Source organism: Sphingobacterium sp. UBA7249 (genome assembly GCF_002472835.1).
In the GTDB taxonomy this organism is placed as follows: domain Bacteria; phylum Bacteroidota; class Bacteroidia; order Sphingobacteriales; family Sphingobacteriaceae; genus Sphingobacterium; species Sphingobacterium prati.
The window spans coordinates 169,787-185,845 of record NZ_DKST01000011.1; the positions used below are offsets into that span (position 1 = coordinate 169,787).

Annotated in this window: 17 protein-coding genes; 5 read left to right on the forward strand and 12 right to left on the reverse strand. The window is 41.9% G+C overall.

Going from position 1 to position 16,059, the window contains the following annotated elements; all coding sequences use genetic code 11:
- Positions 1-2: 2 nt before the first annotated feature.
- From B4A24_RS07530 to B4A24_RS07560, 7 genes are read right to left on the reverse strand one after another with little or no spacing between them, the layout of a single operon-like run.
- Positions 3-524 (reverse strand): 4'-phosphopantetheinyl transferase family protein, encoded by a 522-nt coding sequence (locus B4A24_RS07530; RefSeq protein ID WP_293944056.1) that lies wholly within the window; start codon positions 522-524, stop codon positions 3-5.
- Positions 521-775 carry an acyl carrier protein gene (locus B4A24_RS07535; protein ID WP_172393165.1) on the reverse strand — a complete coding sequence of 85 codons (255 nt, stop codon included), beginning with the start codon at positions 773-775 and terminating at the stop codon, positions 521-523. Before B4A24_RS07535 ends, B4A24_RS07530 begins: the two co-directional genes overlap by 4 nt.
- 3 nt (positions 776-778) lie before the next feature.
- Positions 779-2,050, reverse strand: coding sequence for a beta-ketoacyl-[acyl-carrier-protein] synthase family protein (locus tag B4A24_RS07540; RefSeq protein WP_293944059.1), 1,272 nt, complete (start codon positions 2,048-2,050; stop codon positions 779-781).
- Positions 2,047-2,484 (reverse strand): 3-hydroxyacyl-ACP dehydratase FabZ family protein, encoded by a 438-nt coding sequence (locus B4A24_RS07545; protein WP_293944061.1) that lies wholly within the window; start codon positions 2,482-2,484, stop codon positions 2,047-2,049. Before B4A24_RS07545 ends, B4A24_RS07540 begins: the two co-directional genes overlap by 4 nt.
- A 17-nt stretch (positions 2,485-2,501) precedes the next feature.
- Positions 2,502-3,554 (reverse strand): type III polyketide synthase, encoded by a 1,053-nt coding sequence (locus B4A24_RS07550; RefSeq protein WP_293944063.1) that lies wholly within the window; start codon positions 3,552-3,554, stop codon positions 2,502-2,504.
- Positions 3,551-4,264, reverse strand: coding sequence for a methyltransferase domain-containing protein (locus B4A24_RS07555; RefSeq protein ID WP_293944065.1), 714 nt, complete (start codon positions 4,262-4,264; stop codon positions 3,551-3,553). The genes B4A24_RS07550 and B4A24_RS07555 overlap by 4 nt, the downstream gene beginning before the upstream one ends.
- A complete protein-coding gene (locus tag B4A24_RS07560) occupies positions 4,255-5,388 on the reverse strand; it encodes an NAD(P)/FAD-dependent oxidoreductase (protein ID WP_293944067.1) in 1,134 nt (377 codons plus the stop codon). The genes B4A24_RS07555 and B4A24_RS07560 overlap by 10 nt, the downstream gene beginning before the upstream one ends.
- A gap of 388 nt (positions 5,389-5,776) precedes the next feature.
- Between B4A24_RS07560 and B4A24_RS07565 the strand changes: the two genes are divergently transcribed.
- Positions 5,777-6,073 carry a hypothetical protein gene (locus B4A24_RS07565; protein ID WP_293944069.1) on the forward strand — a complete coding sequence of 99 codons (297 nt, stop codon included), beginning with the start codon at positions 5,777-5,779 and terminating at the stop codon, positions 6,071-6,073.
- A gap of 52 nt (positions 6,074-6,125) precedes the next feature.
- Here the strand turns inward: B4A24_RS07565 and B4A24_RS07570 are convergent, their stop codons facing one another.
- The 3 genes from B4A24_RS07570 to B4A24_RS07580 all read right to left on the reverse strand — a co-directional run bounded on the left by B4A24_RS07570 (position 6,126) and on the right by B4A24_RS07580 (position 8,129).
- Positions 6,126-6,467 (reverse strand): hypothetical protein, encoded by a 342-nt coding sequence (locus tag B4A24_RS07570; protein ID WP_293944071.1) that lies wholly within the window; start codon positions 6,465-6,467, stop codon positions 6,126-6,128.
- Positions 6,468-6,480: 13 nt separating this feature from the next.
- Positions 6,481-7,197: an FAD-binding oxidoreductase gene (locus tag B4A24_RS07575; RefSeq protein WP_293944073.1), complete on the reverse strand. Its 717-nt coding sequence runs from the start codon at positions 7,195-7,197 to the stop codon at positions 6,481-6,483.
- 77 nt (positions 7,198-7,274) lie between these two features.
- A complete protein-coding gene (locus B4A24_RS07580) occupies positions 7,275-8,129 on the reverse strand; it encodes a helix-turn-helix domain-containing protein (RefSeq protein WP_293944075.1) in 855 nt (284 codons plus the stop codon).
- Positions 8,130-8,346: 217 nt separating this feature from the next.
- Here B4A24_RS07580 and B4A24_RS07585 point away from each other — a divergent pair, with 217 nt between their 5' ends.
- Positions 8,347-8,997, forward strand: coding sequence for an NTP transferase domain-containing protein (locus B4A24_RS07585; RefSeq protein WP_293944077.1), 651 nt, complete (start codon positions 8,347-8,349; stop codon positions 8,995-8,997).
- 110 nt (positions 8,998-9,107) lie between these two features.
- On the opposite strand, the gene B4A24_RS07590 is transcribed toward B4A24_RS07585, so the two are convergent.
- Both B4A24_RS07590 and B4A24_RS07595 read right to left on the reverse strand, forming a co-directional pair.
- Positions 9,108-11,399: a xanthine dehydrogenase family protein molybdopterin-binding subunit gene (locus B4A24_RS07590; protein ID WP_293944079.1), complete on the reverse strand. Its 2,292-nt coding sequence runs from the start codon at positions 11,397-11,399 to the stop codon at positions 9,108-9,110.
- A 24-nt stretch (positions 11,400-11,423) separates the two neighbouring features.
- Positions 11,424-11,894, reverse strand: coding sequence for a (2Fe-2S)-binding protein (locus B4A24_RS07595; protein ID WP_293944080.1), 471 nt, complete (start codon positions 11,892-11,894; stop codon positions 11,424-11,426).
- Positions 11,895-12,175: 281 nt separating this feature from the next.
- Between B4A24_RS07595 and B4A24_RS07600 the strand changes: the two genes are divergently transcribed.
- The 3 genes from B4A24_RS07600 to glp are packed head-to-tail and all read left to right on the forward strand — an operon-like array spanning position 12,176 to position 16,059.
- The gene (locus B4A24_RS07600; RefSeq protein ID WP_293944082.1) at positions 12,176-13,306 is read left to right on the forward strand and encodes an XdhC family protein; all 1,131 of its coding nucleotides are present in this window, start codon (positions 12,176-12,178) and stop codon (positions 13,304-13,306) included.
- A 6-nt stretch (positions 13,307-13,312) separates the two neighbouring features.
- A complete protein-coding gene (gene moaA / locus B4A24_RS07605; RefSeq protein WP_293944084.1) occupies positions 13,313-14,293 on the forward strand; it encodes a GTP 3',8-cyclase MoaA in 981 nt (326 codons plus the stop codon).
- The gene (gene glp / locus B4A24_RS07610; RefSeq protein ID WP_293944086.1) at positions 14,290-16,059 is read left to right on the forward strand and encodes a gephyrin-like molybdotransferase Glp; all 1,770 of its coding nucleotides are present in this window, start codon (positions 14,290-14,292) and stop codon (positions 16,057-16,059) included. Before moaA ends, glp begins: the two co-directional genes overlap by 4 nt.

The window sequence follows — 16,059 nt, forward strand, 5'->3', positions numbered from 1 at the left end:
ACTCAAAAAAAATGTAAATTAGGTTTTAAAATAGCAACTGCTTTTTCGATACGCCCATGGTTACTTACAGATGCTGGCGATACATCTTGTTGCCCTTCAATTATAATATATGGAATACCATAATAATCTTTAAAAATCCTATCCCTTTCAATCTCAGCAACATGATTAAGATTACCTAGATTGTCTACTGCTACCGTATGGATAATACCCTGTGATAGCTGCGTTGTGGTATAAAAGGTTCGTCGGCCACAAGTCACTTCGCCTGCTGCGCTATTGTTGCATTGCGTTGCCAAAGAGCATACCAATTTTTTGGGGATATATTTCCTAACCCGGGTGTATCGATGCCATATTTTATAAGCGGCTTCCTTCATGCTCCATAACACCCATATGGCAATCTCAGGATCTTCGCTATTCGCTATCAGCAGCTGTTCATTCACATCGAAAAGTTTTGGAATTAATCCTGGCCTTCTCCAATTGCTCTCTTTTCGGGACTGCACAAGATCGATCACATCATTGCCAATCATTGTTCGCTAAGCTTGAATTCAATAATTTCAACTGCAGCTCTTACATTGAGCATACGTTCCATATCAGCATTATCAATGACAATATCGAATTTTTCTTCAATATCCAGTACAATGTCAACCAAATTGGCTGAATTGATTTGGAGATCATTGATAAAATCCGTTTCCTCATTTAGATTTCCAAAAGATTCGTTATTTGTTGTATATGGCTCTATAATGAGCTTTAATACACCGATAAGTTCTTCCCTATTCATATGTTAGTTGTCAAATTTTTTAAATATTAAACAGACATTCACATCTCCAAAACCAAAACTGGCTTTGGCAATGATATTTGGTGCATAGTCAATTGCTTTCAAAGGCACTCGTGCGTGATCTATCTGTTTTGCAATGTCAGGGTGTAAATCATCACAATTCCTATTCCCAAATAAAAATCCATGATACAACTGTAATACGGCAGCCACACTTTCTACACTACCGGCTGCGCTCAGACAATGTCCGGTCATGCCTTTAAGTGAGTTAATATAAGGAAAATTTTTGCCTCTACACCCCAGGGCTTTAATCCAGTTTTCTATCTCCAAGGCATCTTTAGCAGTTGCTGTTAGGTGACCATTGATGGCATCAACGTCCACGGCAGAAATACCTGCATTTTCAAGTGCTCCCACAATACATCGCTGCACCGCGTCACTATTCGGGGCGGTCATACTACCGTTGCCCCGCTGCCCTCCCGAATTCACATGCCCTCCCAACAACTCCGCGTATATAGTTGCCCTCCGCGCTAAGGCTCCTTCTAAGTCTTCTAATACCAATGCGCCAGCGCCACTACCGGGAACAAATCCCCCAGCTGTTGCACTCATTGGACGTGAACCCTCATGTGGTCGACTATTAAACTGAGAGCTACAAACGCGTAATGCATCAAAACCGGCCCAGATATATGGCCCGCTATCTCCAGTGGCTCCAGCAAGCATCCTTTTGGCCCGTCCGGAACGGATACGGTCATAAGCCATAAGGATAGCTTCCGAGCCTGTAGCACAGGCCGATGAGTTGCTAGTGACTTGATTTCCTAATCCTAATTTCCCCCCCAAATAAGCGCTGACTCCACTGTTCATAGTCTGAGCGACTACCGTGCTGCCAAGTCTACGGGTTTGCAAATCATCTATTTTATAAATGCTCTCGCGTAACTTGTCAATGCCTGAAGTGCCAGATCCGAATACCGTTCCACTATCCCAATCGGGTGCAGAATTTGCAGCAATAGGTAGGCCTGCATTTGTCCAAGCCTCCATACCCGCAATGACACCGTACAATATACCAGTACTATTGAAGCCCCGAAGTTCAAGTTCGCTAAAATATTGTTTTTTCAAATCTTCCTCTATGACCGGCATCCCTGCAATTTGGCAGGTGAACTGGAGCCGCTCCAAAAATGGATCATGTCTGATACCTGAAACTCCATTTCTTATGGCATGTGTAAAGGCAGGTATCCCCACTCCATTTGGGGCAACTACCCCAATCCCTGTGACAACTACTCTACTCATATTCTGTCGATTATCATACCTGCTAACATTCCTTTACAAACCTCCTGCCCAGCTTCGTTTTTCATCGTAACTGCGCATTTCAGTTTACCGAATCTGAAGTATATTTTGTTAGAAATTACAGTAACCTTTTCTTTGGGGTACACCGTTTTTAAAAATTGGATTTCCGTTGATGTCAACGCCATGACTGTTTCGGTACTGGCCTCGCTACCTAGCAAATAGACGCCGAAGCAGGCCAGGCCTATCTGAGCCATCGTTTCGGTTAAAATTACCCCGGGAGTAACGGGATTACCATAAAAATGTCCCCTAAAAAAATCGAGATTTTCACTGAACGTATAGTTACCGATAATACTATTATCATCCACATAGAGCAACTCGTCCACAAATAAAAATGGATTTCTGTAGGGCAATTTTGCAATAATATCATTTAAGTCCATCACTCTTTTCTATTAAATCACCACTGCAATAAGACACTCTGTGCCGTAAACCCGGGGCCAAAACTTAACATTAATCCCAACTCACCAGCTTGAGGAGCGCGCTCCATGATGTGTTCAAGCACATAGAGTACTGTAGCACTTGACATATTTCCATATTGTGATAGCACAGCTTTAGTATCAGAGATGTCTTTACCATATACTGCAAAAATCTTCTCTATCGTTGCTATGATCTTTTTACCACCAGGGTGAAAAATCATATATTTTATGTCTTGCACTCCTAGGTTATTACTTGCTAAAAATGGATGTATAACTGCATCGAAATGTGATGCAATTACATTAGGTACATCAACATCCAATATCATCTGCATCCCACTATTGGTAAGTTTGAAGCCCATAATATCTTCGGCATCATAAAAATGATACATCCGTTGGTCAAGAATCGCCGGCCCTGCGTCTGCTTCATGCGATGAAAGTAGACAGCAGGCGGAGCCATCACCAAAAATAGCAGCACTTACCATATTGGACATTGAAAGATCTGCTAATTGAAAGGTGGCAGAGGGTGCTTCGACAGCTATTACTGCGGCTCGTTTGCCGATATTAGCTTGCAAAAAATTTTTGGCATAAATAACACCAGAAACTCCAGCAACACAGCCCATCTCAGTGACAGGCAGCCTAACAATGTCCTGTCGTAATCTTAGCTTATTGATGAGGTAAGCATCTAATGAGGGTATCATGATCCCTGTGCAGCTTACAGTAATGATATAATCCAGCGACTGTGGCCCCCAACCAGCATTGGCTAATGCTTTGCGAAGTGCTAATTCAGCCAAAATCGTCGCTTCACGGCAATAAATATCGTTTTTTTCTTCAAAGGATGTGGCTGTGAAAATGTCTTTCGGCTCCATAATGGCATACCTCCTGTCTATGGTGGCACCTTCAAATAGCTTCTTTACTTTTTTTATGAAACGTATTTCCTGCCCTTGAAGCCACCTTTCCAATAACGGAAGAATTTCAGCAGTAGTACAAGAATATTTAGGTAGTTGCTTTGCAACAGTTATTATCTTAACGCTCATATATCAGAAATTATCCACTGGTAGCGAAAAGCCCATTTCCATTGGATGCAATAATTTTTTAAATGCAGTTTCTTAGCGAATTGCTCCAACTCACATTTTTTAAAGCCCCGAAGTATGGATACAAGCCCATCTTCCCTGGTCATTCTATTTAACCCACAAACAACACAAATGGTTTGAAATAGTCGATATGCAATTTTACTTCGTTGTAAATCATTGACAATGATGCCAAGCTTACACATATTGGAAAGACGCCCGATCAAATCAATAATTTGCTCGTTGCCAAAATGATGTAAGGTAAGAGTACATAATACAATATCAAATTGTCTAGTTGAAAAATCCTCTCCCAATACGTCCTTGCAGCTATACGATATATTGGGGTATCCTTTTGATAAACCTTGAGCATAGGTGATAGTAAAATAATTCGCATCTATTCCAAGCATTTTAAAATCAATATTATTTTTAGCACCAAAATCACTCAACATACGCAACATATCCCCTCCTCCACAGCCGATATCTAGAACTGTCACTGTTTTGGAAATATCAGTTTTCGATAACAATTTCTTTACGCCATCCAATGTGATGTTATAGCCACCCAAGAACTTATTGATGTTGGATAGCCTATTTAATGTCATCTGAAGTTCCTCTCCCTCAAGCGAAAAATCGTCCATGATTTCAACGCGCTCAGTTCTAAATCTAGTGTTTATTCCCATTTTAATGTCTTCGCGCTTCCATGCGTTTGTTTAATTATCCATTTCAGTGTCGCCGGAAAAGTAGCGGCAATCTTTATTAAAACATTGGCACCGAACTCATGCCGTAGCACATAGGCCAAAATTCTACCAAACAACAGACGGCGCCCAAAGTTTTGTTCCCATTCCTTGGCATAATCTATTTCCAATCGCTTACGTGATGTAATTTTGCCAATAAAATAGTCCAAAATAAGTTCTGAAGCTATTCTTGCACTCTGGATCGCCATAGCCATCCCATTCCCGCATAAGGGGTGGATAAGACCGGCTGTATCCCCGATCATAAGTATATGATCTTCTACAATGGACTTTCTATCGAACGAAATTTGGCTAATGGTTACTGGTTTGTCGAACAACAACACATTCTGCTCGAAGAAATATTTTAGATGAGTATTTTTGGAAAGGACGTACTTTTGGTAGTCAGCTATGTTTTTATACTTTTTAAAGGTCTTAATATCTGTCAGGTAACAGAGATTTATTTTGTTTTCTTCAACTTTGGAAATACCGCAATATCCAGCGCTAAAACTATGCAGGGAGATTTGGTCATCTGGAAACTCGCCAGAATAATGGGCCTTGACAGCCATCCATGTAGACGTCTTTTTAATAAAACCACGAGACAAAATCTGATCAAGATTAGCACGTTTACCGAAGGCCCCTAAAACAAATTTTGCTTCCAAAGCCTGATCTTGAACGAAAACGGTAAATGTATCATCATTAAAATTTATGCGCGAGACAATTGCATTTAATATCTTGCAACCTTGTGCTTTCACCTTCTGGTATAAAAAATTATCCAATCTGTAGCGGCTTATCCCGATACCGCCTAAAGGCAGCTTCACATCTACTGATCGCCCATGTTGCGTTGTAACATTAAGATACTGTATATAAGACGGGTACAACTCAGAGATATCTACATTAAGCCAGCTAAAATAGGGCAAAATCTCGTTGGATAAATACTCACCGCAAACTTTATGACGAGGATAACTATGCTTTTCGATTAAAGTGACTTGCAAGCCCTGTTTCATCAGATGTAGTGCGCTTGTAAGTCCGGCAAGACCGCCACCAATAATAATCACATCAAGCACTGTTTTCATCTATCCTAAATTAGCTCCAAAAAATCACATTCAATTGCCCACGTTATGCTTCGATTCGTACCTGGACGCTCAATAAACGTGGATGAGATTAGCATAAAAAATAAACAAGCAAGTAACATCGTGTGGCCCAACTTTAGATAAACCTGCTTATGAAAATCTTCTTTGATAACATCTGTCATCGTTAAATAGTTTGACTTACTTACAAGTTATCAGGTTACACTTGCCCCACTGACCCTTTATTGTCATCGTATTTTCAGATTACAGACGGGAGAAAACAATTTCGAAGCCAGATCGTTTAAAATATCTCATAATGTTTGGTCGATAACCCTTTAGGTACAGACCTGGTCGATGGTTTTATAGAACCACCTGGTTCTTTAACTATAAAAATATGAATGGAATAATCTTTAAGGACAGTAAGGTGTATGTCGGATGTTCAGCAAAATTTTTATTCAAACCCGAAATTGGCCAAGAAGCAACACCTGCAATCGCAGAATTCTACGGTGGTGTAAAAGCTTATGCTGAGATTGCTAAAGTACTGTCTTCGGAAGTAATTATACGACTTGGCGAATATGTTACAGCGAATGGTATAAAGGTCCCCGAAAAAATGTGGCGTCTTATATATGACCAGGAAAATGACTCCTGGAATATCATGGAAAATATACAATCGAAGTCCCATTCACTGTGAATTGCACAAATTGTTATTTGATTTATTTATCTAAATTACATCTATAATAAAGCTATTTACCCTTAAAAAGATTCAACTTTTTGCACCAAGAAAAAAACGCCGCCAACGTATGCTTATTCAAAACCTTATATTCGAATATTCTATACGGAGATGGAATAACATTGGAGTAAACGCCATCACTACAAAAGCGTAGAAACAATTTTGATTTTGCTAAATTATCCATTGAAAAGCACTTGTTTTCCAAAGAAACGACACAATCTGCTTCAAGTAAATATTTGTCGCTATTTGTATATCGTTTCTGTATTGAAACTTCATTCCCATTGTCCCACAAAAAACCTACGACGTTATACGTCAATTCCTCTACCTGCTCATTTTCTATTATTAAATAATGCATATTTGTTTTTTAATTAAAGTCCTTTTTTTCCTTGAAGCCAATAGCCATGATGCTTAATTCGGCCATTAATTTGCGTTTTTATGATTTTTCTAAAGTTTTGTACAGTCTTCACATTTCCAGTGAGAACAAAGTAGGCATCTAACCAGTCCTCATTTTTAAAAATGGTTAGATCCTTAATCCTATCCGCATTTTCAAACAAATCTAATTTTGGAAACACAATACTGTTATCCAACCCCAACAACTCTGGGATATGGTTATTTTCTGCATCCAATTCAAAAAGAAACCGATACTGTTTCTTTTGATTTTGCATAATTGGCAGAAAAGAACTCGCTAAGGCAAGTGAAGTTTCATCTCCAAAAAACACTATTTTCTCTACCGATTTGTCATAATACTTTTGTTCCGTTCGTGGCTTGTTTAACTTTATACGATCACCTGGTTTCAGTCTATTCATAAAATCGCTACCACATCCATTACCATGTATATATACAATCAGTTTTAGTCTGTTTTTCTCATTATTTATTTCGGCAACTGTATATCTTCTGGCATCGGTCTCAGAGACTCGTATGTCAAAAAAAGCACCAATAGGAAATTGAAATTTTTCAAAATTTCCTTGTAAACTAATCCGTTTTACGGATCTTGACAGATATTCTGTTTGACATACATGTATGCCAGGAATTTGAGATATGAAGAAATTCAGGGTATCAAAAACCCATTTTGGAGCGCTTGGCATAATCTTACGTTTTTTATCGAAACAAAGAAAGCCATCGGTTTTAACACAAAAAAGAATAAATAGTTGTAGTAATTGGACTAATCGCGGTTTTTTAAACGAAACAATTTCGCACTCATGCCACATGCCTTAGTAAACAACCGAGAAAAATAAGGATAGTCTTCATAACCCAATTGAAAAGCAATCTCTTTAACTGACATATCGGAGTGATAAAGCAACCGCTTAGCTTCCAAAACGATACGCTGCTGTATATGATATGAAACTGAAAAACCTGTCGCATTTCTAACGCACTCATTGAGGTAGGAAACCGAAATATTAAATTGGGCAGCATACTCCGAAGGACGTTTCAATATATGAAATTTTCGTTCTAACAACAGGAAGAAGGCTTTATTAATACGTTCAAATCTGGAGAGTAGCGCTGGAGTTTTGGTGTATTTTAGATACAAAGAAATAAGTAAAGCTACCAAAGCATTAGTGCTATCTTTTAGTAGGGAAAAATACAATTTGTCGGGAGTTCTTTTATAAAAATCAATACACAGATTATAGGTCCTTTCAATAACATCAAGATCTTTTGAATCAATCGCTAAAGGTTTTAAAGGTGTGATACTTTGCAACACATTTAAATAATCGGAATGAATGTTTTCACTACTAATAATAAGCATAAACATTTCTATGTTCTCTACCTTCAGTGCTTTATGCACTTGATTGGGTGATTGATAAAAGATAGTAGGCTTATCAACGAGGTATTGTTCAAAATCTATTTCAGTAAGTGTGACTCCATTTTTCTGTAGAACAAAAAAATGATAATCATGCCGATGCGCCTGCATAGTTTCTTCATCTTCCCAAAACGATTCGGGTGAAACTTTGGAAACAGCAATGCCATTGCCAAATTCCTTGGGCAAAGTTCGAACCGGAATATTTTTTTTGTACTGCATTCTCTTAGTTTTTAACGGGTATAAATTTTCCCGTATTTCAAACTTGTTAAAAGTATTAAAATTTGCTTAACAAAATGACTTACAATATCGTTTTTCATTATTAGCAAATAACGCATTGCTGGCAACGACAAATATAGGTAGAAGCAATCATTTCTGACCCTAGACACCTTATTTTTCTGATCCAGTTAAATTACGTAACTTCATTAAAATAGATTTATTGATAACAAATACAATGGTTCCGAATGAAAATATATACCCACTATTAAATGGCCTAGTACTTGTTGGGGGGAAAAGCCAAAGGATGGGTATCCCAAAAGAAAAGATCCAATGGTACGGCAAAGAACAGTGTTATTATTTGGTCGACCTGCTGAAAGCTTATTGTAAAAGCGTCTATATTTCCTGTCGTGCCGAACAGGAGGTAGAGATGAGCAACAAATTCGAAGGAGATCCGATTTATAAGTTTCTGCCCGATGTCTATGCAAATATAGGCCCTTTAGGAGGTATATTGACAGCATTTGATTTGGAGCCCAATCGAGCTTGGCTGGTACTCGCTTGTGATATGCCTCTCATTGACAGCGCGGCTATCGATTTTCTGATCCAAAGACGCGATTCAAAAAAAATAGCAACGGCATTTACAAATCCGCTAAATGGCCTTCCAGAACCACTATGTACGATATGGGAGCCAAAGGGCTACTCGATTCTCAAACAGCTGATCGCACAAAATAAGTTATCTCCGCGCCAGGCATTAATTCAACAACAGGTCTCGCTAATTGGTCCTCAAGAGGCAAATATTCTCACAAATGTCAATACACACGAAGAGGCCAAGTATGCAAAAGCGATTATAGCCAACAAATATCAGGGTCGCTGAGGTACTCCGCTTTAGGGCATTGATCTACTTTCTTGTCAGTAAATAGCGAGAGCCTGTACAACTAGGCTCTCGTATATCGTTTATTCGCAATCTTAAAGAACATTGATTTCCTAAACAGTCAGATCAATTGGAAGTGTATAGATCCGTTTTCCAGTAGCAGCATAAATTGCATTGCAGAGCGCTGGCGTAAACGGTGGTACTGGAGGCTCGCCTACGCCCGTAGGCTTCGCATCACTATCTAGGATATACACATGTATCTGTTTAGGTGAATCAGGCATCCGGATAATCTGATAGCCGTCAAAGTTACTCTGCTCTACCTCCCCATTCTTTACCGTAATCGTGCTTTTTAGCGCAAAGCTGGCAGAAAATTGTGCCCCTCCCTCAAACTGCGATTTGATCCGGTCCACATTGACCGCCAACCCACAGTCAACTGCATAGTAGACATTGGGGATACTAATTTTTTTATCCTGACTAACTTTTACTTCCACTACACAAGCGACATAGGTCAGAAAGCTTTTATGTGCAGCAAAGCCAAGTGCGCTACCTGCAGGCATACTTTTCCCCCAACCCGATTCTTTAGCGACCCGTTCAATCACTTTTTTCATTCGATTGGTTTCCCAGGGATAGTCTTCGATCTTTTCACCATAGTTGGGATAGGTTGTCTTGATTAACTCTTGTTCGAAAGTAATATGGCGATCTTCTCCAAGCAATTCCAATGCATTGGCTACAGCGTCCAGACCTCTTGCTTCTGCAATTTCGTCCAGCATGGTTGCTGCGGCAAATACTTGCGGAATATTGCGAACCGATCTCAACCAACCGATCCGCAGATGTGCCTTTGCATCATGTGTTACAATATTGATAGCTGGCACGTTATACGGGAAATCCGAAGCGCCCAACATCAATTCACCATCACTGGGTTGTACAACGGCTTGGTCTTCCGTCGCAGAGATGGATGGATTGGCAATATGATGTGCCCATCCGCTCAATTTATTTTGGCTATCGATGGTCGCCACAATGCGTTGCACGCTCATTGCATGATAGTAATCGTGACGGATATCATCTTCCCGTGTCCATTGTACTTTAATAGGCAGACCGGATTCCTTGGCAAGAATAGCCGCCTCGAGTATAAAGTCAGGTTTAGACTTTCGTCCGAATCCTCCTCCAAGCAGTGTAACATTCATTTTTACCTTTTCCGCGGCAACTCCCAGCTCCTTGGCCACAGCATCACGTGCGCCCTGAGGATTCTGTGTGCATGCCCATATTTCACAGCTTCCGTTTGTCACGATAGCCAGCGCGCAGGGTGGTTCAATGGTTGCATGCGCCAGATAGGGTGCTATATAGGTATGTTCAATCACTTTTTTTGCATTCGCCTTGGCGGCATTGAAATCGCCTCGCTTACGCCGAAGCGTTCCCTCCTGCCCAACCACCTGCTTGAGCTCTTCAATCTGCATGGCAGAGTTGTAGCTCGCATTCGCACCCAATTCCCATTCCACCTCTAATAGATCGCGTGCTTTGATCGCTGCCCAAGTATTTTCAGCAATCACGGCCACACCACTGAGTGGTCTTGACAGAGTTGCTGGTAGGCCAGCACCTTTGATTGTAATCACTTTGACTACACCAGGTACAGCAAGTGCTTTACGATCGTTGACCGACTTTACACTCCCTCCAACAACAGGACAGCGCTTGATCACGGCGATTTTCATTCCTTCGACAATAGCATCGATCCCGAAAACTGCTTTGCCTGTTACAATATCGTGCAAATCAATAATCGGAGTTTCTTTCCCAATCATATTGAAGTGCTGCCTGTCCTTCAGCTCGATCTCGGAAACTTTTGGAACTGGCAGGGACAATGCCGTTTGCACCAGATCTCCAAAATCTTTCTTCTTGCTTGATCCAAGTTGGATAACCTGTCCATTTTGGGTATCTAACTTAGTTACGTCGACCTGCCATTCTTTGGCGGCAGCACGCAGGAGCAATAACCTAGCAATGGCTCCAGCCTCCCGCATGGGCTGATAGAACATCCGTACCGAGAATGAACCATCAGTATTTTGATTTCCATATTTCTTTTCATCTCCTTCGGCTTGTATAATCTCGACCTTATTCCAATCGGCCCCCATTTCATCAGCTATGATCAGCGGCAGCGAGGTTCGAATCCCCTGTCCCATCTCTGATCGATGGGCAACAATTGTTACTTTGCCATCTGAAGCTATGCTTAGATAAACATTGGGGGCCAAAGTTGCCAACTTCTTACCTTTATTGTCACAGCTAAAAAAACTAACGCCGAGTATCAGTCCACCGGTAAGCAGGCCACTGGTTTTTAAAAAGTCACGTCTGGAAACACTAAAAATCTCCGAATCGACCCTTGCGGTCTTTCTTTTTTGAAAAGGAGTTAATATATTCATGCTATCTCTGCTTTAAGTGAAGCCCTACCCGGTTGTAACCGGCGTACCGGCAGCTTCCAAGATGGCAGCTTTAATTCGATTATATGTTCCACAACGACATAAATTGCCTTGCATGGCCTGTTCGATTTCCTGTTCTGAAGGTTTGGCATTTTTTTTCAACAGCGCAGCTGCGTTCATAATCTGCCCTGTCTGGCAATAGCCACATTGAGGGACCACAAATTTCTCCCAGGCTTCCTGAACAGGGTGATCCCCGGTTTCAGAAAGACCTTCTATCGTGGTCACTTTACCATCTCCTATTGCTGAAATTGGAAATGAACAGGATCGGATTGCGGTATCATTGAGGTGCACTGTGCACGCGCCGCACAGGGCTTTCCCACAGCCAAATTTGGTCCCCTTCAGACCAATAATATCGCGGAGCACCCACAGCAAAGGCATATCCTCCATGACATCAACATCATGCTTTTTACCGTTTACCAAAATTGAATATTTTGCCATAATCGTAATTTTTTTCTTGCTTCTACAAGAAGCATTTAATCAATTGAATTGATTTTGTTTCTGCCGTAATAATAAGACAAGTTTTCACTTATGTATTCGCATTCAGCACATTCAGCAGCAAAATTCTTATTTAAATTAATCAATTAATTGTAGATTTTATGGATGTTTTTGCCATTATTACAGTTTTCGTGTTTTTTACCATGTAAATCGTTAAATTTGGTAAACGGTATTGTAATAAAAGCACTGTCCAATTTAATGATTATAGCATTGCCCGTAATTGCATGAAAGAGATAAGAGACATTTTGATAGCTGCAGGTGTAGCCGCTTCCGAAAACCGTTCGATGGCCCTCGCGACAGTGGTCAAGGTCGAGGGCTCCTCCTACCGCAGACCTGGCGCCCGTATGTTGGTAACCGAAGATGGACACATGACAGGTGCAATCAGCGGCGGTTGTCTCGAAGGTGATGCGTTGAAAAAGGCCCTATTGGCGATACACCAGCGCAAAAATAGACTTGTCAGTTACGATACAAATACTGAGGAGGGGTCAGCAATTGGTGTACAGCTCGGATGCAATGGGATTATCCATATTCTTTTTGAATACGTTGATTTGCAACAGGCCAACCATCCCATTGCATTGTTGGAATGCGTATTAAAGCAGCGTGCTGAGGTACTGTTGATCACCTGTTTTTCAACACAGAGACTAAGTGAACAACGCGGAAGTATCCTTGTAATCAATAGCTATGGAGATAAAAAATCTACATCCGACCCTTTATTATCGAAGCTAGCCGATCATATTGTGCTCGCCACCGCAAAACGGCAATCTGTGCTTACGGCGGTCCAGCTAGACGGAAAACACTGCGAGGCTTTTATTGAATACCTCGCCCCAAACATACAGCTAATCATTGCTGGAGCGGGCAATGACGTCCAGCCTCTTGTGAATACAGCTAAGCTGTTGGGCTGGGAAGTCATCGTCGTTGAGGGGCGGGCAAGCCATGTGACAGCAGCACGATTCCCCAAGGCTGATCAGCTCATCCTATCTGCGGCAGATGAGGTGCTTCAAAAAATAAACATCGATCCGTGTACGGCTATTGTACTGATGACACATAATTATCACTATGACCTAACGCTCCTAAAAAACTTAATTCATACGCCTACCGGCTACATTGGTTCGTTGGGGCCAAAGACTAAACTACTTCGGATGTTTGAGGATCTGAAACAAGCAGGACTCGAACTTACTGAAACGCAGAAAGAAATTATTCATGGCCCTGTGGGGCTTGATATTGGTGCTGAAACTTCCGAAGAAATCGCAATCGCTATTGTCGCTGAAATCAAGGCTGTACTAAGTAATCGTCGTGGAGGTTCGCTCAAATTTCTGGCGACAAAAATACATACTGAAAATCCCTTAATACTTTAAAACGCTATGCTCAAGGATACATTTGGACGTGTACACAACTATTTACGGATATCGCTTACCGATAACTGCAATCTACGTTGCTTCTATTGTATGCCGGAGGAAGAATATAGTTTCACTCCACATAACCGTCTGATGCAAGTCGACGAGATTGAGCAATTGGCCCAGCTATTTGTAATGCAGGGCATTAGCAAGATCCGTCTGACTGGTGGTGAACCTCTGGTGCGCAAGGATGCTCCGGCCATTATCGAACGTTTAGCTCAACTACCAGTCGAACTGCATATGACCAGCAATGGCATACGTATTGACGATATGTTGCCTCAATTAATGGCAGCGCAGTTCAAAAGCATCAACATCAGTCTGGATACTTTACGATCGGAGCGTTTTTTTAAGATTACCCGGAGGGATTACTTCGAACGCGTGCGTGCCAATATTGATCTTCTCCTGCAGCATGGCATCCGCACTAAGATTAACATGGTGGTGATGAAAGGGATCAACGAGGACGAGATCCTTGACTTTGTAGCTCTAACCAAAGCCAATCCTCTTGAAATACGATTTATCGAATTTATGCCATTTAGCGGAAACAAATGGACCAGCAACCAAGTATATACTCAGGTCGATATACTAAATAAAATACATACTGTTTATACAACAGAATCTATTACAGCAGGCCCTCATGATACGGCCAAAGCATTTTCAATTGCCGGCCATGCTGGGCGTATCGCAATTATCAGTACGATGACGGCCCCCTTCTGTGCCGGCTGCAACCGCATAAGACTCACCGCTGACGGTAAACTTAAAAATTGTTTATTTTCCGCTGATGAGACAGATCTATTGACAGTTTTGCGGGCCGGTGGTGAAGTACTGCCATTGATCCAGGAAAATATACGTTCCAAATCAAAAGAGCTGGGTGGGCAATTAGCGACAAATTTTGAACATATAGACACCGATTTTCTGAAAAATCGGAGCATGATTACAATTGGTGGATGACAAAACATACAGGTATAATTATATTAGCAGCGGGCAATTCTTCACGGCTTGGGCTTCCCAAGCAATTGCTCGAATTTGAAGGTGAATCTCTCTTGAAACGCATCAGCAGGGAGGCCTTGGCGGTTCCGGATGTCATTGTCACGGTAGTTATCGGCGCCTACCCCGATCCAATCCATTCAACCTTACAGCATAGTAACGTGAGCATCGTGATCAATCCGCGCTGGGCGACTGGTTTATCGAGCTCCGTTATTGTTGGATTGAAGGATATGTTGGAAAACCAGCCGCTTCTGGACCGTTGCATTATCAGCTTATGCGATCAACCCTTTGTGGATCAACACGTCTTTCAACAGCTTCTTCAAGTTGCCGATAGCAGCGGGAAAGGTATTGTCGCTACGGGCTTTGCAGGAACATGGGGTGCACCGGTTCTTTTTGAAAAAAAATACTTCGATAGGCTGATGCAGCTTGAAGGCCAAAAGGGCGCGAAGAAACTTGCTGAGCAATACCCTGATGATCGGGCAATACTCCTTTATGAACCCGCAAAATACGATGTGGATACCCAAGAGGACTACTTCAATCTGCCGCATCAATTTATCAGTGTTCAACAGGCGAAAGATATTATTCATCATTATATCCCTGCCTCGCAGGAACAGCGAGTAGCCATTCAAGATGCACTTGGACATACGCTATCCCGTACTGTAATCGCTTCACAAGCCATTCCGGGCTTTGCGCAGTCTTCCATGGACGGTTATGCCATCCGTTATGCCGATAGCGGACAGGACCTTCCTGTTGTAGACAAGATACCCGCCGGCACTACAACTCCTAGGTCATTACACAGCGGACAGGCCATGCGCATCTATACAGGCGCACCACTACCGTTGGGTGCCGACACCGTCGTGATGCAGGAAAAAGTAGATGTAAGTAAAATAAACACGATCCGCATAAAAGACGAGGCACTAAAACTGGGGGATAATGTCCGCCCAGAGGGGGCTGAAATCGGCGCTGGGGCTGTCGCAATGCTCCCTGGAACCAGCCTCACACCTGCTGCTATCGGTTATCTAGCCAACATCGGCTGTACTGAGGTGACGGTATACGCTCCACCCAAAATCCATATTATCCTCACCGGTGACGAACTGAGAGCGACGGGGGGCAGGATTGGATATGGCGAAGTTTATGAATCCAATTCTTATCAGCTGAAGGCTGCCTTGCAACAAATGGGAATATCTAGTGCCGAATGCCAGCATGTGTTGGACGACAAACAGCAACTCAAACACGCATTGCAAGAGGCATTGAAAACAGCCGATATTGTACTTTTAGTTGGTGGTGTAAGTGTAGGCGACTACGATTATGTAGTGGACGTTGCAAAGGGCTGTGGTGTAAAGCAACGTTTCCATCGCATCCGACAGAAACCGGGCAAACCCCTATTTTTTGGTACGCGGGAACAAAAAATAGTTTTTGGACTGCCAGGCAATCCTTCCTCAGCACTGACCTGCTTTTATCTATATGTTAAGCCGGCCTTGGAACAGATCATGCAGCTTCCCGACCGCAACCGCCGCATCAAAACACATACTACCCATGCATACAGCAAAAAAGCTGGTCTAACCCACTTTCTGAAAGCGCACTATGATGGGCATGCGGTCGAACCTCTCCATGCACAGGAGTCTTATAGACTCCACTCCTATGCACAGGCTAATTGCCTATTGATCCTAGAAGAGGATGCCGAAGGCTGTGCAGTGGGCGACGAAGTTTTTATACATCTTTTAACTTAG